Genomic DNA, 26,037 nt, shown 5'->3' with positions numbered 1-26,037 from the left:
TCAGCGGCTCAGGGCTTATTCGGGTGATGTCCCGTTCACGTCCCTATCGGTTGAAGTCGGCGGAAAGCCTGCTGATTCCGGCAGATGAGGTGGTCACTGTATCCGGCAGTGAAGATATGGTCATCACCCTGCAGCCCGAAACAGACACTAAGTAACTGAATTAAGCACAACTGAACAAAGAGGAAACAAAATGATTGTACGTGATTTAGCAACAGCCGAGCAGAGCAACCGCCGAGTGGTATCCCCCGATGGTAATTGGGAGAGCACGCGGATGCTGTTGAAAGATGACAATATGGGCTTCTCTTTTCACATCACCACTATCTATAAATACGCTGATTTTGGCATGCATTACCAGAATCATCTGGAGTCGGTTTACTGCATCTCCGGTGAGGGTGAAGTAGAGACCGTGCCAGAGGGTAAAAAATACCCGATTAAGCCGGGCACGCTGTATATCCTTGATAAAAATGATAAGCACATCTTGCGGGCATTTGAAGAGATGCAGATGGCCTGTGTTTTTAATCCACCGCTGAATGGTAAAGAGGTTCATAACGCTGACGGCGCTTATGAGCTGAGCGCAGAAGCAGTGACGGCTTGATTATGAATGTAAAAGGAATGTTTATGTCGGGTCAGCAAGAGTGTGAAGATGTCTACCCCTCTCGACAGGGAGTGCACCAGTTTACCGCGCGGCAGGATCCCACTGTTTATGCGCCCAAGGATCGAGAAGCGCCGATCTCTGAACAGCAGATAAATGACTATGCTGAGCAGGGTTATATGGTGCTGGAGGATCTGTTCTCCCCCGTTGAAGTGATGATGTTTCAGCAGGAGCTGGAGCGGCTGCGTAATGATAGTGCCGTAAAACAGTCCGGTGAAACCATTACCGAACCCGAAAGTGGCGAAGTGCGCTCGGTGTTTCAGGTACACGTGAATAGCCCTCTGTTCAAGAAGCTGGCGGCGGACCCCCGGCTGGCAGAGCTGGCACGCTATATTCTCAATGATGAGGTGTATATCCATCAGTCTCGCCTGAACTATAAACCGGGTTTCCGGGGTAAAGAGTTCTACTGGCATTCGGACTTTGAAACCTGGCATGTTGAAGATGGTATGCCGCGAATGCGGGCGTTGAGTATGTCGATCACGCTGACGGAAAACTTCGACTATAACGGTCCGTTAATGCTGATGCCGGGTTCACATCAACGCTATGCCGCCTGTGCCGGAGTGACCCCGGAGAATCATTTTAAAGCCTCGCTGAAGAAGCAGGAATACGGCGTTCCTTCAGATGAGCAGCTGAACGTGATGGCGGAGTCGGGTGGTATTGTCACCGCTAAGTGTAAGCCGGGCAGTGTCATCGTGTTTGACTGTAATGTCATGCATGGCTCAAACGGCAACATCACCCCTGAGCCACGTTCTAACGTTTTCTTTGTTTATAACGCACTCAGCAACAGGGTTGTTGAGCCTTTTTGTGAGCAGCCTCCCCGCCCGGAGTATATCTGCAGTCGCGAACATATTAGCGCGCTTCCGGTTGTCGACTGACCTGTGAGCCGCTCTGTGCGGCTCAGGTTTAACAGGCAGGCTATGTCTGCAACCATCTTATAACCAGAAAATTTGAGAGTTATGCATACTATAGAAAAGATCGGCGGCACATCGATGTCTGATTATGTGTCAGTCCGGGATAATATTATTTTTAAACCGTCCAATCCTGACACACTTTATCAGCGCGTATTTGTTGTTTCAGCCTATGGTGGAATGACGGACAAGCTACTGGAACATAAAAAAAGTGGTCAGCCGGGCGTATATGGTTTGTTTGCCAGCAGCATGGAAGATAAAAGCTGGTTACAGGCGCTGGAACAACTTAAGTGTGAGATGTATGACCTGAACCTGCAGCTGTTTGGCAAAGGCGATCAGGTGATCAGAGCGAATAATTTTATTGATGAACGGCTGCAGGAAGCGCAGAAGTGTCTCTCTGATCTGCATAGCCTGTGCATGCATGGTCACTTTGCCCTGGATGCACATCTGGAAACCGTACGGGAGATGTTAGCCAGTATTGGTGAGGCGCACAGTGCCTGGAATATGGTTGAGTTGCTGAAGCGTGATGGGGTGAATGCCTGTTACGTCGATCTGACCGGTTGGGACACCAATCGCCATGTGTCACTGGATGACCGGATTCGTTCGGCCTTCCAGAATATCAATCTGGATGTTCAGTTACCGGTGGTAACCGGCTATGCCCACAGTGCAGATGGATTGATGTCCTCGTTTAACCGGGGTTACAGTGAGATGACCTTCAGCCGCCTGGCGGTGCTGACCAATGCCCGGGAAGCGGTTATCCATAAAGAGTTTCACCTCAGTAGTGCTGACCCGCGAATTGTCGGAGAAGATAATGCTGTACCGATTGGGCGGACGAATTACGATGTGGCGGATCAATTGGCCAATCTGGGTATGGAAGCGATCCATCCCAAGGCGGCAAAAGGCCTGCGTCAGCATAACGTGCCACTGCGGGTAAAGAATACCTTCGAGCCGGAGCATACCGGAACGCTGATTACCGGAGACTATGTTAGCAGCACCCCCCGGGTTGAGATTATTGCCGGTTGCAAGGGCGTCTATGCGCTTGAACTATTTGACCAGGACATGGCCGGTAGTATCGAAGATTATGACCGGGAAATACTTGCGCTGATTAAACGCTTTCGGGCGCATATTGTCGCCAAAGATACCAATGCCAACACCATCACCCATTACCTTACGACTAATCTGAAAACCGTAAAACGTATCCGTACTGCGTTAGCTGAACGGTTTCCTGAGGCAGAACTGGACCAGAAAAAGGTGGCGATCGCCTCGGCTATCGGCAGCGATATGGAGGTGCCGGGCATTCTGGCCAAAGCGGTGGCAGCGGTTGCTGAAGGCAATATCAGTGTGCTGGCTATTCACCAGTCTATGCGCCAGGTCGATATGCAGTTTGTAATTGAAGAGACCGATTATGACTCCGCAGTGAAGAGTCTGCATAAGGCTCTGGTCGAGGTGCATGATCACGGACGGGCGATCTGTCTGGCTGGCTATCCGGTACCGCGACTTAACTAAAGCCTTATACTTCAGCCCTGGCGTTGATCTCTTGCAAGAACTGCGGGAGTAGCCTGCAATGTCAGGGTGGCGAAAATAATATAAAAAATGGTAAAAATAGAGATCTTTAAAGCAGGCTGCACGGTACAGTGTTCATCAGACCGTTACGGATGATTTCGGGCCAGCAATCGTTGCTGGCTAATCCGCTTACTGGATCGTTCAGGGAGTCTATGAATCGGGAGTAGGGTGTATATGTCTCAGGTTAATCTGCGTATTGATCAGATCCATGAAGCGATAGAGCGGCAGGATGATGTTGCGCTCAATAACCTCCTGGCTGAGGTCAGCAGCAGTGAAACGGCCCGTCTGATTGAGGCGACTACACCTGAAAATCGCATCGATATCTGGGCCTGCCTCGATGTACAAAAACGTGCTGGTGTCCTTAAAAGTGTGCACGGTAAAGTACGTCAGTTCCTCATTGATAACACCCCCGAAGATGCACTGTTAGAAAGTTTGTTCCTGTTGCAGCCGGATGAGCTGGCGGATATTGATGAGGACCTTCCCGGCACTGTCATCAATGCGATGATTGCCGCCATGGACGAGCTGCGTAAGCGCCGCTATAACAGTGTTAAGCACTATCCTGATAACACCGCCGGTGGTCTGATGGACACCGATACCACGGCTGTCAGGGCAGATGTTTCTATCCTCTCCGTGTTGCGCTATCTGCGGTTGTTGCGAAAAAAAGAGGGCGAAATGCCCCAGCAGTTAGACAGTTTAATGGTGGTGGACCGAACCAATAAACTGTTAGGGGTTTTGCCTCTCAGTGAAGTGGTCTCTCTGCCGACGGACACCCTGGTTGCCGATATTCTTGAACAAAACTTTCAGGCGATACCGGTCGATGCCAGTCAGGATAAAGTGGCGCGGATATTTCAGGATTGTGATCTGCTCTCAGCCCCTGTGGTTGACCATAACTATCGCTTATTGGGCCGCATAACCATCGATGATGTGGTTGATGTGATTCAGGAACAGGCCGACGATAAGATGTTGCGTTCGGCGGGTCTGGAAAGTAATGCGGATATGTTTTCACCGGTATTAACCAGCGCGTATAAGCGCGGTTACTGGTTGGGAATTAATCTGATTACCGCGTTTGTTGCCGCCTGGGTTATCGGATTATTTGAAGCGGTGATTGAGCAACTGATCGCGCTGGCGGTGCTGATGCCGGTGGTTGCCAGTATGGGCGGGGTGGCGGGTTCACAAACGCTTACGCTGGTTACCCGGGGTTTAGCCCTGAACCAGATTGGCCGAACCAATATCGCCCAGTTGATCGCCCATGAGGCCTCTGTGGTGTTTCTTAATGGTGTTGTCTGGGCGCTTGTTGTTGCTGCTATCGCGCTTTACTGGTTTGGTGATCCGATGCTGGGCGCGGTGTTTGGTATGGCGCTGCTAATCGTATTAGTGACCGGAGTGATCGGCGGTGTTTTTATACCGTTGATCCTGCAACGTATGTCTATCGATCCGGCGGTTGCGGGCAGTGTGGTACTGACAACCTTTACCGATGCCATCGGCTTCTTTTCCTTCCTGGGGCTGGCGAAACTGTTAATCTGACTTTTAGCTGCGGGCTTTCGGCAACAAATAGCGCTGAGTGCTAAGCTATGAGAACAGTGAACTGCCAGCGCAACCGTTAAGATCTGTTCCTGTGATCTGATCAATATATCAATAATGTACAGACTAAAGAGGTAATTAATGGAGTTTATTACGATCGGCGAAACCATAAAATGTGTTCGGGTGTTTGATGATCCCGATAGCGGTAAAGAGCAACGGCTGGTGGTGACATCCTTTCATGCTCAGGTTGACCGGTTAGCGCCACATGTTGCTGCGGCACTCACACTGGATGAACGAAAACAACTGGAAAGCTGGCTAGCCGATCGTACCCGGCTGCAGTCAGAGCTAGAAGAAAAATCGATTGAACATACGATTCTGGAAACGCTTCCCGCACTGATGCTGCAGGCGGTTGACGCGCTGAATACACTGGACACCGTTGACCTGAAGATCTACGAGGCGATCACGGCAAGTCTTAATGATCTTACGAGTGCGCTGGAGCGTGCAGAGTCCCACACGACGACAAATTCGGTCGAGCTTGATCAGATGCAGGGGAACGAAGAACTGAAAGAAAGGCTTGATGTGATTCGGGATAACCTGAAAAAAAGGTCTTAACGTGTTAGGCAGTGTACCGCTCTATCTGTTCAGCTCTATAGCGCTTATCAGTAGGCGCGTTAGAACAGGCTTCCCGGTTGCAGGGTTACTTCAACGTTGAGCCCGCTTGTTTTTCCAGCAGGGTTAATAACATATCTCCCGTCATCGGTCTGGCTAGCAGGTAGCCCTGTATCATGGGGGAACCAAACTGGCGCAGCAGATCAAGCTGTCCCTGGGTTTCAACGCCTTCAACCACCGTTTTCAGGGACAGGGAATCGGCCAGAGAGAGCATGCCTGATACCAACGAACGGGTATCCTCGTTAGACACCAGATCATCAATAAATGACTTATCTATTTTCAATCGCTGTATCGGATATTTCTTCAGATAGCTGAGGGATGAATAGCCGGTGCCAAAATCATCGACTGCAATATCAATCCCCATCGAAACGATAGCTTCCAATTGCTTAAATATTTTCTCCTCTTCCAGTAGCAGAATGCTTTCAGTAATTTCTACGATCAGTGCTGAGCCCGTCAGTTTAAGAGTCTCCACTTCCTCGGTCAGCAGTGCGTCAACGTTGCCGCGGAGAAACTGAGCGCTGGAAATATTCATACTGACTTTCGGCGCACTCATGCCGCTATCTGCAAGTTGTCTGGCGAACCGGCAGGCTTCCCTGATCACCCATTTGCCAATAGTGTGTATCAGTGCTGATTCTTCCGCGATGGGGATAAACTCTGTGGGCGAGATAGTGCCGCGCTCAGGGTGTTGCCAGCGAATCAGTGCTTCTACGGACTCTATGCATGAGCCGTCAATTGACCAGATTGGCTGGTATACAAGATAGAACTCATCTCTTTCGATCGCTTTATAAAGATCTTGCTCCAGCAGGCTGCGACGCTGTGAATCTTCGTTAAGTTGCTGGTTAAAGTATTCCCGGGTATTGCGGCCTTTTTCCTTGGCTTTGTACATGGCATTATCGGCATTGAGTAGCAGACGTTCTGAATCTGAACCATTATCCGGATAGATGGCGATACCTATGCTGCAGGAGATATAGGCTTCATTGTTTTCAAGCAGGTAAGGCTTAGCCAGGCTAAGTAGAATTTTCTGGGCGATATGTTCTATGGCTGAAAGGTTGTGTAACTCGGTGATGACAACGGCAAACTCGTCCCCTCCGAGGCGGGAAACCGTATCACTTTTTCGCAGACAGGAGCCAATTCGTTGTGCCACCTGTTTCAACAGCAGGTCGCCTGCGAAGTGGCCAAAGGTATCGTTTACATACTTAAACCGATCAAGGTCTATAAACAGCAGGGCGGTTTGAGTCCGGCTACGATCAGAGACAGCCATCGCTTGTTTTAAACGGTCTTCAAACAGGTGCCGGTTGGGCAGCCCGGTGAGGGTGTCATAGTTTGCCTGGTGGATGATAATCGCTTCATCATGCTTGCGCTGGGTTATATCACTAAACAGGGCAACATAGCCTTCAAGCACGCCTGTGGGGCTATAGCGGGAGGAGATCGTGAGCCATTGAGGGTAGACTTCACCGTTTTTACGCTTATTCCAGAGCTCTCCCTCCCAGGCGTGCTGTTCTTTTAGTTTGCGATACATCTCTTGATAAAACCCTGGATTATGATCGCCTGACTTCAAAATTACCGGTGTTTTACCAAGGACTTCGGCTTCGGTATATCCGGTTATCTGTTCGAATGATTCGTTGACCATCTGAATACGGTTTTGACTATCCGTCACCATAATGGCTTCCGCCGCAACACTGAACACCGCAGATGCCAGTCGTAGTTTCTCCTGCGCATTTTTCTCTTCGGTTATCGGTTGCTTCAGGGCGATATAGTGGGTGAGCTCTCCCTCCTCATTAATCAGTGGGCCGATGGATGACCGCTCCCAGTATAAGCTGCCGTCTTTATGCTTATTGTGAAATTCACCATACCAAGTCTGCCCGTTGGTGAGAGCCTGCCACATTTTGGCATACTCAGCGTCAGATGTTTCGCCGGACTTCAACACCCGGGGATTTTGTCCGATTACTTCATCTTTACGATAGCCGGTAACCGACTCAAAGCAGGTATTGACGTACTCAATTACCCCATTTGGATCGGTAATCACGATAACGGTAGGGCTGTGTTCTACAACTTCGGAGAGCAGGTTGACTTCTGCTTTCATCTGCAGGGCTTTGCGTCCGTTGCGCACGGTGAAGAGTGCACCTGCAATGAGGGCGACTACGGACACTAACAGGATCAGTAGCAGGCTGCGTTTCTGCTGTAGCCAGAGTAAAAAAGATCCCTGATGATTAACCACGATAGCAACAGCCAATGGGTATTTGTAAAGCAATCGGATGGTGGTTGTATTCAGTGGGATAGGGCCAAAAAAGTTGCTGGCAGAGAATTGGTCGGCTCCGGTCGATAAGATTTTCCTGAGTTGAGGGATAACATATTGTCTGTTGGGACCGTATAGCCCTTTTTGAATCAGACTATTGCCTGAAAGGTCAGTCAGATAAACTCTATCTCTCTTTTCAAGATCAAGATCGTCGATATAGCGGGTAATATAACTTGGATTAAAGGTCGCAATAATCAGCAACCTCTCACCCTGACTGGATCGGGTTTCAATCGCGACCGGTATCAGTTCACGTATACTTGCTTCATCCGGAAAGGTGTATTGCAGCGGAAGAAAACGCCCCTTCAGGGCATTGCCGATGATGAGTCCTAATGAGGTTGCACTTTGTTCGGACTGATTGAAACCCAGAATATTGATGTTGATGTTTTCAGGCGACACACTGCGAGTATCGAAGAGGGTTTCACGTCCTTTGACCACTACAATTTGTCTTAGTTGAGGGGCAAATTTAAGTATTTTAAGTGCTTTCTCTCGAACTTTATCGACGTTGACTGATTCCAATTCGGCTTCGATAAGGTCATCAGAAAGGGAAACTAAGCTTATCTCCAGACCTTCCAGAGTACGGCTTATTGTGCCTTCGATCATTCGCGCATACAGTGCTGAGCGTTCATCCCGCTCGTCCATGCTTTGGATGAAGCTGAACCAGAGAACCGTGGCGAACAGCAGGATTGTTGCTAACACCCCCCCATAGATCCATCTGGCAAAAGAAGGGGGCTTCTTTGGACTACTATTTCTCATTGAATTACAACTCGTATCAAAGAAGCGGAACAAATCTGATCATATCTCAGATAAAGGCTTGAAATAAACGAACGTATAGAAGTTAATTGATTGCAGACAGCTGAAGCAGGACCTGAAAACCATGACCAATTACCTTAAAACTATGCTCTGCGTGGCATTATCTCTTCTGCCGCTCTTAATGAACAGTGCCATCGCCAGTGAACGGGCTGAAAAAATTAAGCGCACGGGTGAGGTTCGGGTGTGTATCTGGCCCGATTACTTTACGATCAGCTATCGCAACCCCCGCACTCAGCAACTGGAAGGGATCGATATTGATATGGCCCATGAGTTGGCCAGCAGTCTTGGGGTTAAGTTGACGTTTATTGAAAGTTCTTTTTCGCATCTGGTTTCTAATCTGGAAAATGATGCCTGTGATATCGCCATGCATGGTGTTGGTGTGCGTGATAGCCGTAAACCGCATATGGAGTTTTCCAAGCCCTATCTGGCCAGTGGAATCTATGCTGTAGGGACGAAAGACAACACCGTCGTCACCCGCTGGGAAGAGATTGACCGGGAGGGCGTTATTGCAGTGGTGCAGAAAGGCACCTATATGGAGCCGGTGGTTAAAAGGACTTTTAAACGTGCAGATGTGTCTGTGGTGGATAGTTTTAAAGCGCGCGAACAGGAAGTGCTGAGTGGCAGAGCAGATGTCTTTATGACCGATTATCCCTACGGCAAGAGAATGACCGCTTTAACCGAGTGGGCGGTGTTATTTGCCCCCAAATCGCCGCTGGCTAAAACCTATTACGCTTATGCAGTGCCTAAAGGAGAGATGGGCTGGTTAGGTGAGGTTGATGATTTCCTGCTCACCATGAAAAAAACCGGTAAGCTGTATCAGTTTGCTGAAAAAAATGGTTTAAGTGAGATCGTTGTTACAGAGTAACGGGCTGACTCCTGTTATTCATGAACAGCGCCCAACAAAAAGGCTGATGGTTTAACCCATCAGCCTTTTTTATGTTTTATATATTGGGGAGGCTTATTTTGCCTGCATCCACTGGTCCAGGCCGATAACATCTTCGGGGCTGAGGGTGCCGATCTGTTGCTTAAAGCTGAACAGGTTCTGGATATAGTCGAAACGCGCATTAGCATAATCCCGTTGAGCGGAATAGAGCTGTTGCTCTGCCTGCAGTACATCGACAACATTTCGTGTGCCGACGTTGAAGCCCTCTTCTGTGGCGCGCAATGCTGTCTCGCTGGAGAGGATGCTTTGCTTACGGGCAGCCACACTGAGTACGTTGGTTTGCAGATTACGCAACAGGTTACGGACTTCCTGAGTCACGCCTCTGAGGGCATCATCCTGATTAAAGCGTGCCTGGGCAAAACCGTATTCGGCCTGGCGACTTATAGAGCTGGTCGCCCCTCCTGAGAAGATCGGCATCGACAGGGTCAGGCCAATCTGGTTAGTCTCTTCCCAGCCACTGGTGCCGCTCGGCTTACCTTTATCCCGGTCATAGCTGGCCGTCAGGGATAGCGTTGGCAAATGACCGCTTGAGGCGGCCTGTGCCTGGCGACGGGCGGCTTCCGTATTCGCTTCAGCCACTTTCAGTGACAGGTTTCCAGCCATGGCTTTTTCCAACCATGCCTGGGGTTCGATGGGGCTGATGTTTTCAATTGGATACTCTTTAGACAGCGGGTCAATTGTGCCCACAGGCTGTCCGGTCAGACGCTCCAGCCCCTGGAAACTGTTGTCCAGATCTCCTTCAGCCAGAATTCTGGCAACCTTGGCATTGTCATAGGTTGCCTGGGCTTCCTGAACGTCGGTGATCGCGATCAGGCCTACTTCAAACTGAGCGTTAACCTGATCCAGGCGGCGTTTGATTGCACGCTCCTGTGCTTGGGATGTTTCCAACGAGGTCTGTGCCCGCAGCACCCCCAGATAGCTGTCAATTACCCGTAGGATCAGATTTTGCTGAGCCTGGTCAAACTGCAGACTGGCGACTTCAGACTGTGCGATACCCTGTTGATAGGTAAACCAGGAGGACGCTGAAAACAGTGGCTGACTCAGACTCACGGTATAGCCGTGGTTGTTGTAGCTTGCTGTTTCCGCTTCAATCCAGGTGGTATTGCCGTTGAGTGAAATGCTTGGCAGCAACCCTGCCCGGCTTTGTGGCAGTGTTTCAGCACCGGCTTTAGACGCGGCTTCAGCGGCCTTTAGCTGCGGATCCTGATCAAGGGCCTGCTGATAGATATTTGACAATGTTCCGGCATTCACCTGAGGCGCTATCAGTGCACAACTGATGGCGGTGGCCAGCAGAGTATGGTGTATGGTGCGTTGAGTTGCTTTCACTGCTCTGATCCTTGTTCCATTAGTTGATAGTCCGGCTCTACTTTTTTGAACCGACGCCGTCCCAGATAACTGTAAACCGTTGGTACTATAAATAAGGTTAACAGGGTACCAAAGGTCAAACCACCGACAATTACCCAGCCGATCTGTTGACGGCTTTCAGCCCCGGCACCGACCGCTATGGCTAGCGGCAGTGTGCCGAGTACCATTGCACCGGTGGTCATCAGAATCGGGCGTAAACGCAGGGTTGCTGATTCAATAATAGCATCCTGCAGTTCGCGTCCCTGATCCTGAAGCTGGTTGGCAAATTCCACGATCAGAATACCATGCTTTGTCACCAGGCCAATCAGGGTGATCAGACCGATCTGACTGTAAATGCTCAGACTACCGCCGGAATAATACAGAGCAAAAAGGCCACCGAACAGTGCCGGAGGAACAGATAGCATAATGATCATCGGGTTACGGAAGCTTTCAAACTGTGCCGCCAGAACCAGGAAGGTGAAGATCAGCGCTAACGCTGCGGTGACCATCAGGCCACTGCCGGACTCTTTAAACTCACGCGATTGTCCGCCGAAATCATACAGTGTTTCCGGGCTGATCTCAGCCATCTGTTGCTCGAGAAAATCCAGTGCCTCTTTCAGACTGTAGCCGGGCGCCAGAATCGCCTGAAACTTAACCGACTTCATTTTATCGAAGTGGTTCAGCTCTTTGGGCGCGACACTCTCTTTAATGTCTACCACCGAGCTCAGCTGCACCATATTGTTGTCGTTGGTGCGCAGATACAGATTACTCAGATCTCCCGGGTTTTTCCGTTGGCCGGGTTCAACCTGAAGGATAACATCGTACTGTTCACCCTCTTTCTTAAAGCGGGTCACATTACGGCTCGCCATATAGGTTTCGATACTGCGGCCGATCAGATTGATATCCAGCCCCATCTCCGAAGCCTTCTCGCGGTTCACATTCAGCGACAGCTCTGGTTTGTTCAGCTTCAGATCGATATCCGGCTGCACAAAGCCAGGATTCTTTAAGATCCGAGCCATCAGCTGGTCAGAGATCAGTTTCAGATCGGCATAATCGGTGTTTGACTTAATAATGAATTCCACAGGCCGGGAGACAAAGCTCTGTCCCAGAGAGGGAGGATTCATAGCAAATGACATCGTACCGGTGACGCCGCCAAACAGTTGCGGGGTCAGTTCGGCAACGATACTTTGCTGCTTCTGCGTCCGTTCGTCCCAGGGTTTAAGACCCATGAAAGTCATAGAGTTGGTTTCAGTCGGAAAGCCGACAATCGTAAAGTAACGGTTGCTGGCGGGTTGTTTTGCAATCATCCCTTCCACCTGTTTTGCATAGCGGTCGACATAGTCGACCGACGCGCCATCAGGAGAGATCGACATCGCCAAAATGGTTCCCCGGTCTTCTACCGGTGCCAGTTCCTGGGGCAACTGGGTGTACAGCAGGCCCGCTCCACCCAGGCTGACGGCCATGATCAGTATTGCCAACAGACGTGACTTGAGCACCTTTTTCAGCAGTGACTGATAGCCGTTAGTTAAGCTCAGAATCCAGCCTTCAATCAGATTGAAGACCGCACTGTGACGTTTTTCATGGTGCAACAGGCGAGAACACATCATGGGCGACAGTGTCAGCGCAATAAAGCCGGAAACCAGCACGCCGCCTGCCAGGGTCAGGGCAAATTCGGTGAAAAGCTTACCCGTGCGTCCCGGTGTAAACGCAACCGGGGCAAATACGGCCACCAGTGTCATGGTGGTGGCAATAACGGCAAAACCTATCTCTTTACTGCCTTTGAACGCTGCCTGAATCGGCGATAGCCCCTCCTCAACATGGCGGTAGATATTTTCCAGCATAACGATGGCATCATCGACCACCAGACCGATTGCCAGCACCATGGCCAGCAGCGTGAGGGTGTTAATGCTGAAACCGAACATCAGCATCAGGGCAAAACCGCCAATCAGTGACAGCGGGATTGTTACTATCGGAATCAGTGTTGCCCGCAGGTTTCTCAGGAAGAAAAAGATAACCGCGATTACCAGAATACTGGCTTCAAAGATCGTTTTGAAAACAGACTTGATCGACTCAGAAATGAAGACAGAGGAGTCATAGGCAATCTCGACATTAACCCCTTCCGGGAGCGCTGCTGTGATCAGTGGCAGACGCTCCTGAATGCCGTTGGATACATCAAGGGGGTTTGCAGTTGATTGTTTTACAACCCCCAGCGCGACCGCGGATTTGCCTTTAAAACGAGACTTTCGGCGTTCATCTTCAGGCGCGATTTCCACCCGGGCTACATCACGGATTTTGACCGCATAGTTGTTGTCATTGCGGATGATGATATTTTCAAACTGTTCAATGCTGTTCAGGTCGGTTTTTGCCAGGACGCTGAACTCCCGCTGACTACTTTCGATACGGCCAGCAGGAATCTCAACGTTCTGGCTGCGCAGGGCGCTCTCAATATCCTGAGGGATGACCTTATAAGCAGCCATGCGGGCAGGGTCCAGCCAGATGCGCATAGCAAAGCGGCGGTCACCAAACAGCATAACGTTGGCAACGCCATCAACGGTTTGCAGAGGATCTTTAACCATCTTGTCAGCGATCTGAGAGATCTCCATCATGCTGTGGTTATCAGATGAAAGAGCCAGCCAGAATACCGGCTGCGCATCCGCTTCTGTTTTTGCAGTGATGGGTTCTTCGACATCATCGGGCAGCGCGCCCCGCACCCGGCCGACCCGGTCCCGTACATCACTGGCAGCATCGTCAGGGTCACGGGTCAGTTTGAAGGTGACGGTGATCTGGCTTTTGCCCGAACGGCTAACCGAGCTGATGTAGTCTACCCCTTCGATACCGGACAGCGAGTCCTCGATAATCTGGGTGACCTGAGACTCTATAATCGATGAGCTGGCACCGGGGTAGTTGGTTTCAACCGTGACTACAGGGACATCGATCTTCGGATATTCCCTTACCGTGAGGCGGTCATAGGAAACGGCACCCACCAGTAATATCAGCAGACTCATAACAGTCGCCAATACCGGTCGTTTGATGCTTATTTCGGAAAGGATCATGCTCAGGCTCCTGGTTGTTGTTCAGCTGTAGGCTGGGCAGGTTTTTCTGCCGTGCCGTCAACGAAGATCGGTGTGACAGGAGAGCCAGGGAACAGTTTTATCTGACCCGCCGTGACAATAACCTGACCCACCTCCAGACCGGAGACAATATTCACTTCGCCATTACGACGCAGGCCCAGTTTAACCGGGGCCATACCAATCGTGCCGTCAGTTACCGTCATGACGAAAAAACTATCGTTCTGAGGGATGATCGCCTCTTCAGGGACCATCACCGCATTATCATCGGTGCTGAGGATAATCTGAATCCGGGCAAAAAGGCCGGGACGCAACAGGTTGTCGCGGTTTTCGATCTTAGCCCGGATGGCGATGTTATGGCTGCGCTCATCGATGCTGGGGGCGATGGCATAGATTGAACCATCAAAGCTTTCACCGGGCAGGGCATCAACCAGCACCTTAATCTGCTGCCCGATACGGATATTCGGCAGCTGATTTTCCGGTACTTTGAAGTCAACCTTCATGGTATTAATATCGGTCAGCTCGACCAGGTCCTGGCCCGTGGTGATATAATCGCCGGGGCTGAATTTACGCAGGCCGATAACGCCATCAAAGGGGGCGTCGATAGTCATTTTGTCTAACTGGGTCTGAGCGACCGCTTGTTGTGCCTGATCGACCTGCAGCTGCGCCAGCGATGAATCCATATCCTGCTGCGAGCCGACCTTTTTCTTCACCAGGCTGGCCGCCCGGTTATAAGCGATACGACTGAGATTCACCCGTGCTTTGCTTTCCTGTAGCTGGGCTTTGTACAACGATGATTCTAACACGATCAATGTTTCACCTGATTTAACAGATGAGCCTTCCGTGAACTGAACCTTTTCAACGCTGCCGCTCTGTTCGGGGCGGAGAATGATCGACTCATTTGCACTCAGACCGCCAACGGCTTCAATCATCTGAGTGAGGGATTTGCTTTGCACATGTATTACTTCCGCGGGCAGGCCTGCAGCCTGAGCCATGGGGGTACAGATCAGCGTCAGGCTGAGAAGTGCAGGGGGCAAGAACTGATTAAATTTCATTATTATCTCCATCCTTAGTCTCAGGATTTTCCAATGGTGCAAATAGTTTAAATATAGTGTCCGCCACTTCACGAAGGGGCGTGGTTGATGCTTCGACTTTGGTGCGTAAAAGAGCGCCCTGCCAGCTATCCCAAAACAGCTGGGCCAGAGCCCGGGCGGGAATATCAGCGCGAAAACTGCCCTGTAACTGTCCCTCTTTAAAGCTTTCTTCGATGCAGTCAATGACGCGGTCGCAGGAGAGTCTTATGATCTCTCGAAAGGAGTCGCTGGCATTACCGACTTCTCCCATCATGTTGGTTAATAAACAGCCTGTTGAATCGGGATCATTCTCATAATCTTCGATGAAGAGATTGATCGCATATAGAAAGCGCTTCAGTAAATGACCTTCGGCAGCGCTTGTGCGTTCATCCCACTTTTCATCTTCGAGCTGATGACTGTATTCCAGTACTTCAACGGCAAACTGTTCTTTACTCTCGAAATAGTTATAAAAAGAGCCTTTCGGAACCTGGCAGCTGTCGAGGATCTCTTTCAGCCCGGTGCCGTGGTAACCCTTACGGTTAAACAGATCCATACCTGTTTGTAGGATCTTCTCACGGTTGTGTTCGTTTCTTTTGGGGCGAGTCATGCTGATTAGACCGGTCGTCTTAAAAAGAAATATTATAGTGAGACTTTGCGGAAATGCCAATGCTGTTTAGATTAAAGTTTTTTGAACTGTTAAGCCTGATCAGGCTTGCTGTAGAGGAGGTGGGATGGAGTGTCGGTAGCGACGATGATAATAAAAAAAAGCCGGGCTGAGCCCGGCTTACAGAGCGCTGAAAAATTATTTTTCCAGAGCTGCTTTTATACGGCTGATCGCGTCTTCCAGAATGTCCAGAGAGGTTGCGAAGGATAAACGCATGTTACCCGGAGCGCCAAAGGCCGAACCCGGCACCAGCGCAACACCGGCTTCCAGTAGCAGGAACTCAGCCAGATCGATATCGTTTTCAAAGCGCTCGTCTTTGTCGATGACCTGCTGAAAACTCGGGAACGCATAGAAAGTGCCGTCAGCAGGGATGCAGTCAACCCCTTCGATCTCGTTCAGTTTTTCGACCACGAAGTCATGGCGCTGTTTGAACGCTTTGACCATCTCTTTAACGCACTCCTGATCGCCATCCAGGGCGGCTTGTGCAGCAACCTGAGAGATAGACGTAGGGTTGGAAGTGCTCTGCGACTGGATCTTCTTCATCGCGCCGATCAGTTTCGCCGGGCCTGCGGCATAACCGATGCGCCAGCCGGTCATCGAATAGGCTTTGGATACGCCATTCAAGACGATGGTGCGGTCATACAGTTCAGGGCAGACGTTGAGAATGTTGATGAACGGCGTATCGGTGAACAGGATATGCTCGTACATGTCATCGGTTGCGATCAGTACGTCTGGATACTTAGCCAGTACCTCACCCAGATCTTTCAGTTCTGCTTCAGTGTAGGCAACACCGGTCGGGTTCGACGGGCTGTTCAGTACCAGCAGTCGGGTCTTGTCAGTGATCGCCTCTTCCAGTTGCGCCGGTGTGATTTTGAAGCGGGCTTCCTGGGTAGTGGTAACAATGACAGGTACGCCTTCACCCATCAGCACCATATCCGGATAAGATACCCAGTAAGGCGCCGGAATAATCACTTCATCGCCCGCGTTCAGCAGCGCCAGAGACAGGTTAAAGAAACTTTGCTTTCCTCCACATGACACCAGAATCTGATTGGCTTCATAATCAAAACCGTTATCCCGTTTGAATTTGGCAATAATGGCTTTTTTCAGAGCGGGCGTGCCGTCAACAGCTGTGTATTTCGTGAAGCCGTTGTTCAGCGCTTCAATAGCAGCGTTTTTAATGTGATCCGGGGTGTCGAAATCAGGCTCGCCTGCACCCAGGCCAATAATGTTTTTACCCGCTGCACGCAGTTCAGCAGCACGGTTAGTCACTGCCAGTGTCGGAGAAGGTTTTATGCTGTTAACGCGATCGGAGAGTTGCATTGTCCTAGCCATATCCTCTGAAAAAAAGTGGTGCTATACCACGGTGTGTTTAACCGATAAATGATACCGGAATCCGGGTTGCGGAAAAATCATTTTCATCGCTGAATCAGGTTAAAAGTAGTATTTCTTTCAACAAAGTGACAACTATGTCTGAAATAGTGATGTAGTTTTTATCAGATGATCATTCAGCAGAAAATTTTTCATACAGGTATAATAGTCGGCTTCCATTTTTGTGTCGTATAGATCAGTTATGAAACAGCTATTATGAAGCAACGTTTTCAGATTCAGTCAAAGTTTCAACCCGCCGGTGATCAGCCCGCCGCGATTAAGGGGTTGGTTGATGGTATCCATGCCGGTCTTGCGGCTCAGACCCTCTTAGGGGTTACCGGATCAGGCAAAACCTTTACTATCGCGAATGTGATCGCAGAATTACAGCGCCCGACCATTATTATGGCGCACAACAAAACCCTGGCTGCGCAGTTGTATGGCGAGTTTCGCGAGTTTTTCCCGAACAACGCTGTCGAGTATTTCGTTTCCTATTACGACTATTATCAGCCAGAAGCCTATGTGCCCTCATCGGATACCTTCATTGAGAAGGATGCATCGATTAATGAACATATCGAGCAGATGCGATTATCGGCAACCAAGGCGCTGTTGGAGCGTGATGACGCCATTATTGTTGCGACGGTTTCAGCGATTTACGGTCTGGGGGATCCCAAATCCTATCTGGGGATGATGTTGCACCTGGACCGGGGTGATGCTGCGGATCAGCGAACCATTTTGCGCCGTCTGGCTGAGCTTCAGTACACTCGCAATGATGTTGAACTACACCGGGGTACCTATCGGGTGCGGGGCGATGTGATTGATGTCTTTCCTGCGGAATCAGAGAAAGAAGCGGTACGGATCGAACTGTTTGACGATGAAGTGGAAAACATCAGCTATTTTGATCCGCTGACAGGCGAGGTATTGCGTCGGGTTCCCCGGGCAACTATCTATCCTAAATCCCACTACGTCACGCCGCGGGAGAAACTGCTGGAAGCGGTCGATAATATTCTCGAAGAGCTGCACCCCCGGCTGGAGCAGCTGCGCAGTAACGATAAACTGGTTGAAGTGCAGCGGCTTGAGCAGCGGGTTATGTATGACGTGGAGATGATTAAGGAGCTGGGCTATTGCTCCGGGATTGAAAACTATTCCCGTTATCTGTCGGGGCGGGCGCCGGGCGAGCCGCCTCCGACACTGTTTGATTATCTGCCAGCGGATGCGCTGCTGGTGATGGATGAGTCCCATGTCACCATCCCGCAGCTGGGAGCAATGTATAAAGGCGACCGTTCCCGCAAAGAAACATTAGTTGAATATGGTTTCCGGCTACCTTCTGCACTGGATAACCGGCCGATGAAATTTGAAGAATGGGAACGTCAGGCGCCACAGATGATTATGGTGTCGGCGACCCCGAGTAAGTACGAAGCAGCCAATGCCGGTCAGGTGGTTGAGCAGGTGGTTCGGCCAACCGGTCTGCTTGATCCCATCGTTGAGATTCGTCCGGCACGCACTCAGGTGGATGATCTGCTGGGTGAGATTAATACCGTCGCCGCCAAGGGCGAACGGATTGTAGTCACTGTTCTGACGAAGCGCATGGCAGAGGATCTGACCGACTATCTGGACGAGCATGGAGTGCGGGTGCGTTATCTGCACTCTGATATCGATACCGTCGAACGGGTTGAGATTATCCGCGATCTGCGCATCGGCGAGTTTGATGTGTTGGTGGGTATTAACCTGCTGCGGGAAGGTATTGATATGCCGGAGGTGTCGCTGGTGGCCATTCTGGATGCTGATAAAGAGGGCTTCCTGCGTTCAGAAACCTCAATGATCCAGACCATTGGTCGTGCTGCACGAAATATTAATGGCCGGGCTATTCTCTATGCCGACCGGATTACCGGTTCGATGCAACGGGCAATCGATGAAACCGAACGGCGGCGGAATAAGCAGATCGCCTATAACGAGCAGCATGGCATTACCCCGATCGGTATTCAGAAATCAGTTGCAGATATCATGGAGGGAGCGTCTTCAATTCCGGGGCGTAAAACCAAATCAGGACGTAAAGTCGCCGAGCCGGTGACAGAGTATCAGCTTGACGCTAAGAAACTCAGTTCTGCTGAGTTGGCTAAGACGATGAGTCGGTTGGAAGATCAGATGTATGAAGCGGCCAAAAATCTGGAATTTGAGAAAGCTGCTCAATACCGGGATCAGCTGGAGAAACTCAAACATAGTGGCTTATAGATCATCCATCTTCTCAGTAAAGGGGCCAGACATTGCGAGAGTGCCCCTGCTTTTATAGAGCATAACGAAATCTATCAGTTACCCAAACTGAGTGGCAATGTCACTTTTTGTCGTTCAGATTCTCTATATTGTATATCAGTCATTTTATTGTTCCTGAGAACACCGCCACAGTAAATCCACTGTGTTGAGCAGTATCCAATACGTATGGTGAAATTGATATATGAGAGCCCGAAATATCCTGTTATTGCTGACGTTCACCTGCGGACTTACAGCAACATTGGGTGTCATTGCTAACTACCTTGTTTTAGGGGTATACACCCAGCAAGATGCCCAGCGTAATGTTGGAAGTGTTGTTTCTTATATTAATCATGATCTGAAATCGCTGATAGATGGTTTTCGTGTTCAGGTGGCCATTCAATCCACGCTTCCAGAGATAAGAGATTATCTTGTCGAAGGAGACAGAGATTTAACCCCCGTATTAAACAGTATTTGTGATCTGAGTAACTCTTCTCTCTGTTATTTGCTGAATGTACAGGGCGATATAATCGCGGTGAATGATGTTGCTGAAAAAGAGCAGTTGTTAAAGGATAATTTTGCCTATCGTCCCTATTTTAAAGAAGCGATATCCGTTGGTTCTGCTCTTCAATTAGCAGTTGGGGCAACTACGCATCGAAGGGGAGTCTATTTCTCCCATAGAATTGAAGATGAAACGGGCGCGTTACTCGGTGTTGTTGTTAATAAATTTCCCCCTGGAATACTGGAAGATAAGTTTGATGGGTTACCCGGCATTGTTTTGTTGATTGATGCCGACGGGGTCATATTTGCGTCGAGTCGTAAAGAGTGGGTTTTACAGCGAATGCCCGTGCTGGATTCGACGTTGAGTCCAGAGCTTGGTTACTCTTTATCTGATCCGGCAAAAACGATCTCTCTGGCATGGCTAAATACAGATACTGTTCAGGATTCTGCAGGCATTCAGTACAAGGTGTTTAAGCAGACGTCTTCATTGTTACCCGGTTGGAGTCTGGTCTATCTCAATGAGCATAACTCCTCCTGGGGCGGCGAGTTTGGTCATCGGATTCTATATCTGATGTCCGGTATTTCGCTGTTAGTCTTTTCGCTGATCATTTTTTTATACCGGGAGGGAAGAAAACAGATTGAGCAGCGGGTTCAGGTTGAGGCCTCTTTGCGCAGAAGTGAAGCGCGGTTATTACAGCTATCAGAGGTTTCAACGGAAGCGGTAATCATGCATCGGGGTGATCATATTCTCGATTTTAACCTGGCAGCAGAACGTTTGTTTCAGTGTCGGGGAGATCAGTTAAAGAATCTTCTGCTACTTGAGTTGTTTAATACCCAAGGTCGTACAGAAATTGAAAAATTATATAGTCATGGAGAGTCCAGCTTTGAATGTGATGCACTGCGGCCCGATGGCACAAGTTTCAATGCCATAGTTAACTATCAACAAACCCAGGTTGATGACGAGATAGTAGGCATTAGCTGTATCCGTGATATCACCGAGCTGAAAGAGCATCAGCAAAAGGTTCTTTATCAGGCCCAGTTTGACGCGCTGACCAATCTGCCTAACCGTGTTCTGATGCATGAGAAGTTACATAGCGCGATTGTTAAAGCTCAGTCAGAAGGTAACCTGCTTACTCTGATGTTTATTGATCTGGACGATTTCAAGTGGGTTAATGATTCCATGGGCCACGAGGAGGGCGATGAACTGCTGATTAAGGTCGCAAACCGGCTACGTGCGACCCTCGGTGGTGAACATACGTTGTCCCGCTACGGTGGTGACGAGTTTATCCTTGTGATTGAAGGACAGGAGGACCTGTATCTTACGGAAGAGATCGCTTTGAACATTTTATCAGCGCTAAGTCGGGAGTTCAGGGTTAAAGATCGGAGTTATTTTATCAGTGGTAGTATTGGTATCGCGGTTTCACCTACCGATGGTACCGTGCCGGATGAGCTTCTGCGCAAAGCAGATACCGCGATGTACCGGGTTAAAGCCGCCGGGCGTAACGGCTTCAACTTTTATACCCCTGATATGAATGAAGACGTTATCAGAAATCTGGAAATCGGCCGACAACTTCGACACGCTTTAGAACGTCAGGAATTGAGTCTGCATTTTCAGCCTGTCTTCGACCTTAAACAGCAACGGGTGGTTGCGGCTGAAGCTCTGATACGGTGGAATAATCCAGAGTTAGGCCAGGTTTCACCCGATGAGTTTATTCCGGTCGCTGAGCAGACCGGTTTGATAGTGCCCATTGGCGACTGGATTATTCTGGAGGTCTGTAGTCGAGGCCAGTCTTGGCGAGAAACCTTAGGCCAAGACTTCAGAATGGGAGTGAATGTTTCACCGGTCCAGTTCAGAGATGGCCATATCCTTTCGGCATTGCGGAGTAGTTTAAGTAAGACCGGCTTTCCCCCCACTCAACTTGTGATGGAGATTACCGAGGGGCTTCTGATCCGAAATGATGAGGAAACGGCTCAGACACTGAATCAGATTAAGGCAATGGGTATCATCCTTGCTATGGATGACTTTGGTACCGGCTATTCCTCTTTGGGTTATCTAAAACAGTTTCCCTTTGATATTGTCAAAGTGGATAGAAGTTTTATCCAGGATCTGGAAGATGATCAGGGTGACCAGCAACTGGTGCAGGCGGCTATAACCATGGCAAAAGGGCTGGGGCTCAGAGTGGTTGCTGAGGGAGTAGAGAATGAATTTCAGTATAATTTTCTCAACCATATCGATTGTGATTCGATACAGGGGTATTTTTTCGGCAGACCGGTTCCTGCAGAAGAGTTCGTGGAACTGGTAAACGCCTGTAATGAGAGATACCGATATGATTTATTCAGATGAGATGCAGTAACTGATAGAGGGTAGCGACAATGATCACAACTGCCCGCTTAAAGGTTGCCGGAAAAGCAGGTTTTTCCGGATGACAGCAGTAAAAACGCTATCCTGTCGATAGCGTTTTTTTGCTATGTCGAAACTGAAACGTTGTTGATTGACTCCGTTAACCGACGGCTTGCTCCGGCGCCAGACAGTCATATCCCAGGGCGGTTGCCACCGCCTGATAGGTGACTTTTCCCCGGTGCACATTCAAACCGTTACGCAGATGAGGATCATCAATCAGTGCTTGCTGATAGCCTTTATTGGCTAACGCCAGTGCAAACGGCAGGGTGGCATTGGTCAGCGCAAAGGTTGAGGTTCGTGCGACTCCTCCGGGCATATTGGCAACACAGTAGTGAATAATACCCTCCACCTCATAGGTAGGGTCCTGATGGGTGGTGGCGCGGGAGGTTTCAAAACAACCGCCCTGATCGATGGCAACGTCTACCAGCACTGAGCCATTCTTCATCTTCTTCAGCATCTCACGGGTAACCAGTTTCGGGGCAGCCGCGCCCGGAATAAGCACCGCGCCGATCACCAGGTCTGATTGAGTCACTTCATGCTCGATACTTTCAACGCTGGAATAAAGGGTTTTCAGCTGTGGGCCGTATTGCTCATCCAGCGCTTTCAGGCGGGGCAGTGAACGATCCAGAATAGTAACATCTGCCCCCAGACCCATCGCCATTCGTGCGGCATTAATACCGACAACACCACCTCCGATTACAGTGACCTTAGCAGGTGCTACGCCGGGCACGCCACCAAGCAGAATACCCATACCCCCTTGCGCCTTTTCCAGGGCATGGGCACCTGCCTGAACTGACATCCGGCCCGCCACTTCACTCATTGGTGCTAGCAACGGCAGGCCTCCCTGCGCATCAGTGACCGTTTCATAGGCGATAGCGACGCAGTCTGACTCAAGCAGTAAACGGGTTTGTTCCGGGTCGGGGGCCAGGTGCAGATAGGTAAACAGCAGCTGCCCTGGACGGAGCATTTTGCACTCTTCAGGTTGAGGCTCTTTCACCTTGATAATCATCTCTGCAGTGGCGAAGATCTCCTCCGGAGTATCAACCAGTGAGGCGCCAGCGGCTTCATAGTGATCGTTGAGCAGACCGATTGCCGTGCCGCCGTCACGTTGAACCATGACGTGGTGACCATGGCTTACCAGTTCACGCACCCCGGCCGGCGTCATCCCGATACGGTACTCATTATTCTTAATCTCTTTTGGGATACCAATTAACATATCCAGCACTCCTGCAGATGAGAAAACACAATAACCCTTCACTCATATAAAGTTAGCACCGGTTGAACAGATTTTTACGCCAAAAAATAGCAGAGTTTAGTGTTTTCCCAGTCATAGAGATTAAATATTAGAAAGATAAACAGTGAAATTTTTGGATTTGGTGCTACTTGTCGAGAGATTCATTGTCACAGCTACAGGTTCTGATGCGGGTTTACCCGGGGCGGAACAGTATTGAGGGCTTTGTTGCGGCGGTTTATCTCTTTAGCCTCATCGCTTATACAGACTTAATAATGCTTCATATATACAGCTGTTAAGGCAAGCCTTAAATAAGGAATAACTAAACAAAATGTCAGTTAGACCGAATGGGGGGGATAGGGTAACTGTTTAAAAATAGATTGAAAATTTATTTAAGTCTTAGTTGGAATTGTGTTCTGATTGAATATTCTCTAGTCTCTATGACCCTTCCCAGTATTGCTCAGGAATGAATGTAGCAGAATGGAATATAGAATAATAAAAGAATGTAGAAGGATAGTGTTTTGAGTGCCCCCGTCCCTATTGTCATATGCGATGATTCTCGTTTGGCGCGTAAGCAGATGGCTTCAGCGTTACAAGGCTGGAATGTAGACATTACCTTTGCCGAACTCGGCCAGCAAGCGCTGGATGCAGTGCGTGCTCAAAAAGGTGATATTCTGTTTCTGGATCTGAATATGCCGATCATGGATGGTTATCAGGTACTGGAAGAGATTCGCCGGGATGATCTCCCGACCATGGTCATTGTTGTCTCGGGTGATGTGCAGCCTGAAGCAAGAAAGCGGGTATTAAAACTGGGCGCGCTGGAGTTTATTAAAAAGCCCTGTTCTGCTGAGATAATTGCAGACGTATTACATAAATATGGTTTACTCACTGAACTGGAACATCCTGACAGCGACATACACAGCGAAGAAGTGATTGAACTCCCGGATTACTATCAGGAAATATCTAACGTAGCCATGGGGCAGGCTGGGGCTATGCTAGCCAGTCTGCTGGATACCTTTGTTGATCTACCGATTCCTAAAGTAAGTCTGGTGTCACCCGCAGAAACTGAAGGACTGCTGCTTGCTGCTGTCAATAGTGGCTTTAATCTTGTCAGTCAGGGGTTTGTTGGCCCTGAACTCGCAGGAGAGGCGATACTGGTTATTAAGCATAGCAACCTGGAAACCATTGCCAGTTTGATGGATATGCAAGGCCAGGGGGATCAGCTTGAGGCAGAACTGGAGATGTTTCTTTCGAATGTCTTAATCGGCGCTTTTTTATCAAGCTTTTCAAAGCAACTGGACATCGCTCTAAGCAGAGCAACACCGATAATATTGCGCAATTTTTCCGGTATGACAGAGCAGAACTCCCAGTGGCAGAAGACGCTGATGATCTCTATTAATTATCAGTTAAAATCACAGGGTTTTCATTGTGAACTTCTGGTTATTTTCACAGCGGACTCACTGCCTAAATTACAGGAAATGGCGAGATATTTTTCATGATTGGAGATACGCATCAGGAAATTGAAGATCTGCACTGGAACCTGGGTTTATTGCAGAATCTGGAAGTGGGGTTGGTGGTCGTTGATCGTGACAGCTATATCTGTATGTGGAATGGTTTTATGGAAAACCATTCAGGTATCTCTGCCAGCAAAGCGGTCAATCAAAATCTCTTTTCGCTCTATCCTGAACTGCCTGTGCGGTGGCTGAAGAAAAAAATTGAAGCTGTTTTGTTGCTAAGCAACACCGCCTATATTTCCTGGGAACAAAGGCCTTACCTGTTCCCGTTTAAGAGTCACCGGCCTATTACGGGCAGTGCGCACTATATGTATCAGAATGTCACCCTGTCTCCTTTAAGCTCGCCTACCGGGCAGATCGATCATATAGGAATTCTGATCTACGATGTCACTGATAATGCGATAGCGCAGCAGAAATTAGAGGCAGCGAATAAACAGCTGCAATCCCTGAGCAGAACTGATGGCCTGACCGGGCTATATAATCGGGCCTATTGGCAGGAGTGTCTGGAAAAAGAATTTGATCGATTCGCGCGAATGCATGAAACCAGCTCTGTGATTATGTTTGATATAGACCACTTTAAAAAAGTGAATGATACTTATGGTCATCAGGCCGGTGACCTGGTGATTAAGACCATAGCGCAGACGCTTCAGCAGTATGTACGAAAAACGGATATTACCGGTCGTTACGGCGGCGAAGAGTATGGCGCTATTCTGGTCGGCACCAGTGGCGAAAATGCGCTGATTTTCGCTGAGCGAATACGTGCAGCTGTCGAAGCGACTGTTATGGAATATGGTGAGCATAGCCTGTCTGTGACTATCAGTTTGGGGGTATCCCAACTGACACAGGAACAAGATAGTGCGTTGAGTTGGTTGGAACAGGCTGACCAAGCGCTCTATAAGTCTAAGCAGAACGGCCGTAACCGGGTTACTCTCTTCGATACGGAGGTCTGATCAGACGCTCTGCTATCTTCCCCCTGTGGAGCTTGATCAGTTCGCAGGTGGGTGATCGTTAGTGTTCATTTTTTCTTTCTGTGTAGTGGGGCAATCGCCTGATAGAAGCACTCCAGTCCGTATATTTTGAAATAAATGATATGAGAGTGAAATTTTATTGATTAAGGTATTGAATAGATCAGTCGCAACCGTATAATACGCATCTCTTCAGGACTATAGCTCAGTTGGTTAGAGCGCTACCTTGACATGGTAGAGGTCGGCGGTTCGAATCCGCCTAGTCCTACCACTACACCCCACGTAGTTATTCGGCTTCAGCA

The 26,037-nt window shown here is 49.4% G+C and carries 18 protein-coding genes and 1 tRNA gene; 12 read left to right on the top strand and 7 right to left on the bottom strand.

Features of this window, described 5'->3' with window-relative positions; translation table 11 throughout:
* Positions 1-26: 26 nt before the first annotated feature.
* The 6 genes from Q0499_RS11845 to Q0499_RS11820 all read left to right on the top strand — a co-directional run bounded on the left by Q0499_RS11845 (position 27) and on the right by Q0499_RS11820 (position 5,256).
* On the top strand, positions 27-155 hold the full coding sequence (locus Q0499_RS11845; RefSeq protein ID WP_299199599.1) for a hypothetical protein: 129 nt from the start codon (positions 27-29) through the stop codon (positions 153-155).
* A gap of 35 nt (positions 156-190) precedes the next feature.
* Positions 191-595, top strand: a complete 405-nt coding sequence (locus Q0499_RS11840; RefSeq protein WP_299199597.1) for an ectoine synthase — start codon at positions 191-193, stop codon at positions 593-595.
* Between the two features lie 23 nt (positions 596-618).
* Positions 619-1,527, top strand: a complete 909-nt coding sequence (gene thpD, locus Q0499_RS11835) for an ectoine hydroxylase (RefSeq protein ID WP_299199595.1) — start codon at positions 619-621, stop codon at positions 1,525-1,527.
* An 81-nt stretch (positions 1,528-1,608) separates the two neighbouring features.
* A complete protein-coding gene (locus Q0499_RS11830) occupies positions 1,609-3,066 on the top strand; it encodes an aspartate kinase (RefSeq protein ID WP_299199593.1) in 1,458 nt (485 codons plus the stop codon).
* 231 nt (positions 3,067-3,297) lie between these two features.
* Complete coding sequence (gene mgtE, locus Q0499_RS11825; RefSeq protein ID WP_299199591.1) at positions 3,298-4,647, top strand: magnesium transporter; 1,350 nt, start codon at positions 3,298-3,300, stop codon at positions 4,645-4,647.
* Positions 4,648-4,785: 138 nt separating this feature from the next.
* On the top strand, positions 4,786-5,256 hold the full coding sequence (locus Q0499_RS11820) for a hypothetical protein (RefSeq protein ID WP_299199589.1): 471 nt from the start codon (positions 4,786-4,788) through the stop codon (positions 5,254-5,256).
* A gap of 85 nt (positions 5,257-5,341) precedes the next feature.
* On the opposite strand, the gene Q0499_RS11815 is transcribed toward Q0499_RS11820, so the two are convergent.
* Positions 5,342-8,305 carry an EAL domain-containing protein gene (locus Q0499_RS11815; RefSeq protein ID WP_299199587.1) on the bottom strand — a complete coding sequence of 988 codons (2,964 nt, stop codon included), beginning with the start codon at positions 8,303-8,305 and terminating at the stop codon, positions 5,342-5,344.
* A 178-nt stretch (positions 8,306-8,483) separates the two neighbouring features.
* Here Q0499_RS11815 and Q0499_RS11810 point away from each other — a divergent pair, with 178 nt between their 5' ends.
* Positions 8,484-9,284, top strand: a complete 801-nt coding sequence (locus tag Q0499_RS11810) for an ABC transporter substrate-binding protein (RefSeq protein ID WP_299199585.1) — start codon at positions 8,484-8,486, stop codon at positions 9,282-9,284.
* 93 nt (positions 9,285-9,377) lie between these two features.
* Here Q0499_RS11810 and Q0499_RS11805 read toward each other — a convergent pair whose 3' ends face one another.
* From Q0499_RS11805 to Q0499_RS11785, 5 genes are all read right to left on the bottom strand, one after another.
* Entirely contained in the window at positions 9,378-10,688 is a 1,311-nt protein-coding gene (locus Q0499_RS11805; protein ID WP_299199583.1) for a TolC family outer membrane protein, read from the bottom strand.
* A complete protein-coding gene (locus Q0499_RS11800; RefSeq protein ID WP_299199581.1) occupies positions 10,685-13,759 on the bottom strand; it encodes an efflux RND transporter permease subunit in 3,075 nt (1,024 codons plus the stop codon). The genes Q0499_RS11805 and Q0499_RS11800 overlap by 4 nt, the downstream gene beginning before the upstream one ends.
* A gap of 2 nt (positions 13,760-13,761) precedes the next feature.
* On the bottom strand, positions 13,762-14,829 hold the full coding sequence (locus Q0499_RS11795) for an efflux RND transporter periplasmic adaptor subunit (RefSeq protein ID WP_299199578.1): 1,068 nt from the start codon (positions 14,827-14,829) through the stop codon (positions 13,762-13,764).
* Positions 14,819-15,454: a TetR/AcrR family transcriptional regulator gene (locus tag Q0499_RS11790; RefSeq protein ID WP_299199575.1), complete on the bottom strand. Its 636-nt coding sequence runs from the start codon at positions 15,452-15,454 to the stop codon at positions 14,819-14,821. Before Q0499_RS11790 ends, Q0499_RS11795 begins: the two co-directional genes overlap by 11 nt.
* Positions 15,455-15,649: 195 nt before the next feature.
* Positions 15,650-16,831, bottom strand: coding sequence for a pyridoxal phosphate-dependent aminotransferase (locus Q0499_RS11785; RefSeq protein WP_299199573.1), 1,182 nt, complete (start codon positions 16,829-16,831; stop codon positions 15,650-15,652).
* Between the two features lie 264 nt (positions 16,832-17,095).
* Between Q0499_RS11785 and uvrB the strand changes: the two genes are divergently transcribed.
* Positions 17,096-19,108: an excinuclease ABC subunit UvrB gene (gene uvrB, locus Q0499_RS11780; RefSeq protein WP_299199571.1), complete on the top strand. Its 2,013-nt coding sequence runs from the start codon at positions 17,096-17,098 to the stop codon at positions 19,106-19,108.
* 220 nt (positions 19,109-19,328) lie between these two features.
* Positions 19,329-21,968 carry an EAL domain-containing protein gene (locus Q0499_RS11775; protein ID WP_299199569.1) on the top strand — a complete coding sequence of 880 codons (2,640 nt, stop codon included), beginning with the start codon at positions 19,329-19,331 and terminating at the stop codon, positions 21,966-21,968.
* A 157-nt stretch (positions 21,969-22,125) separates the two neighbouring features.
* Here the strand turns inward: Q0499_RS11775 and ald are convergent, their stop codons facing one another.
* On the bottom strand, positions 22,126-23,241 hold the full coding sequence (ald, locus tag Q0499_RS11770) for an alanine dehydrogenase (protein WP_299199567.1): 1,116 nt from the start codon (positions 23,239-23,241) through the stop codon (positions 22,126-22,128).
* A gap of 536 nt (positions 23,242-23,777) precedes the next feature.
* Here ald and Q0499_RS11765 point away from each other — a divergent pair.
* The 3 genes from Q0499_RS11765 (at position 23,778) to Q0499_RS11755 (ending at position 26,006) form a co-directional block, all read left to right on the top strand.
* A complete protein-coding gene (locus tag Q0499_RS11765; RefSeq protein WP_299199565.1) occupies positions 23,778-24,755 on the top strand; it encodes a response regulator in 978 nt (325 codons plus the stop codon).
* Positions 24,752-25,720, top strand: coding sequence for a diguanylate cyclase (locus tag Q0499_RS11760; protein ID WP_299199563.1), 969 nt, complete (start codon positions 24,752-24,754; stop codon positions 25,718-25,720). The genes Q0499_RS11765 and Q0499_RS11760 overlap by 4 nt, the downstream gene beginning before the upstream one ends.
* A 209-nt stretch (positions 25,721-25,929) precedes the next feature.
* Positions 25,930-26,006: transfer RNA gene (locus tag Q0499_RS11755), tRNA-Val, on the top strand.
* Positions 26,007-26,037: the final 31 nt, after the last annotated feature.

This window comes from uncultured Amphritea sp., assembly GCF_937127095.1.
Lineage (GTDB): Bacteria > Pseudomonadota > Gammaproteobacteria > Pseudomonadales > Balneatricaceae > Amphritea.
This window is presented reverse-complemented; position numbering and strand designations above follow the sequence as displayed.

Excerpts from the sequence above, each read along its gene's own strand:
- Q0499_RS11775 (WP_299199569.1), top strand. The coding sequence starts at position 19,329 with ATGAGAGCCCGAAATATCCTGTTATTGCTGACGTTCACCTGCGGACTT.
- thpD (WP_299199595.1), top strand. The coding sequence starts at position 619 with ATGTCGGGTCAGCAAGAGTGTGAAGATGTCTACCCCTCTCGACAGGGA.
- mgtE (WP_299199591.1), top strand. The coding sequence starts at position 3,298 with ATGTCTCAGGTTAATCTGCGTATTGATCAGATCCATGAAGCGATAGAG.
- uvrB (WP_299199571.1), top strand. The coding sequence starts at position 17,096 with ATGAAGCAACGTTTTCAGATTCAGTCAAAGTTTCAACCCGCCGGTGAT.
- Q0499_RS11840 (WP_299199597.1), top strand. The coding sequence starts at position 191 with ATGATTGTACGTGATTTAGCAACAGCCGAGCAGAGCAACCGCCGAGTG.
- Q0499_RS11785 (WP_299199573.1), bottom strand. The coding sequence starts at position 16,831 with ATGCAACTCTCCGATCGCGTTAACAGCATAAAACCTTCTCCGACACTG.
- ald (WP_299199567.1), bottom strand. The coding sequence starts at position 23,241 with ATGTTAATTGGTATCCCAAAAGAGATTAAGAATAATGAGTACCGTATC.
- Q0499_RS11800 (WP_299199581.1), bottom strand. The coding sequence starts at position 13,759 with ATGATCCTTTCCGAAATAAGCATCAAACGACCGGTATTGGCGACTGTT.
- Q0499_RS11820 (WP_299199589.1), top strand. The coding sequence starts at position 4,786 with ATGGAGTTTATTACGATCGGCGAAACCATAAAATGTGTTCGGGTGTTT.
- Q0499_RS11845 (WP_299199599.1), top strand. The coding sequence starts at position 27 with ATGTCCCGTTCACGTCCCTATCGGTTGAAGTCGGCGGAAAGCCTGCTG.
- Q0499_RS11830 (WP_299199593.1), top strand. The coding sequence starts at position 1,609 with ATGCATACTATAGAAAAGATCGGCGGCACATCGATGTCTGATTATGTG.
- Q0499_RS11760 (WP_299199563.1), top strand. The coding sequence starts at position 24,752 with ATGATTGGAGATACGCATCAGGAAATTGAAGATCTGCACTGGAACCTG.
- Q0499_RS11795 (WP_299199578.1), bottom strand. The coding sequence starts at position 14,829 with ATGAAATTTAATCAGTTCTTGCCCCCTGCACTTCTCAGCCTGACGCTG.
- Q0499_RS11790 (WP_299199575.1), bottom strand. The coding sequence starts at position 15,454 with ATGACTCGCCCCAAAAGAAACGAACACAACCGTGAGAAGATCCTACAA.
- Q0499_RS11810 (WP_299199585.1), top strand. The coding sequence starts at position 8,484 with ATGACCAATTACCTTAAAACTATGCTCTGCGTGGCATTATCTCTTCTG.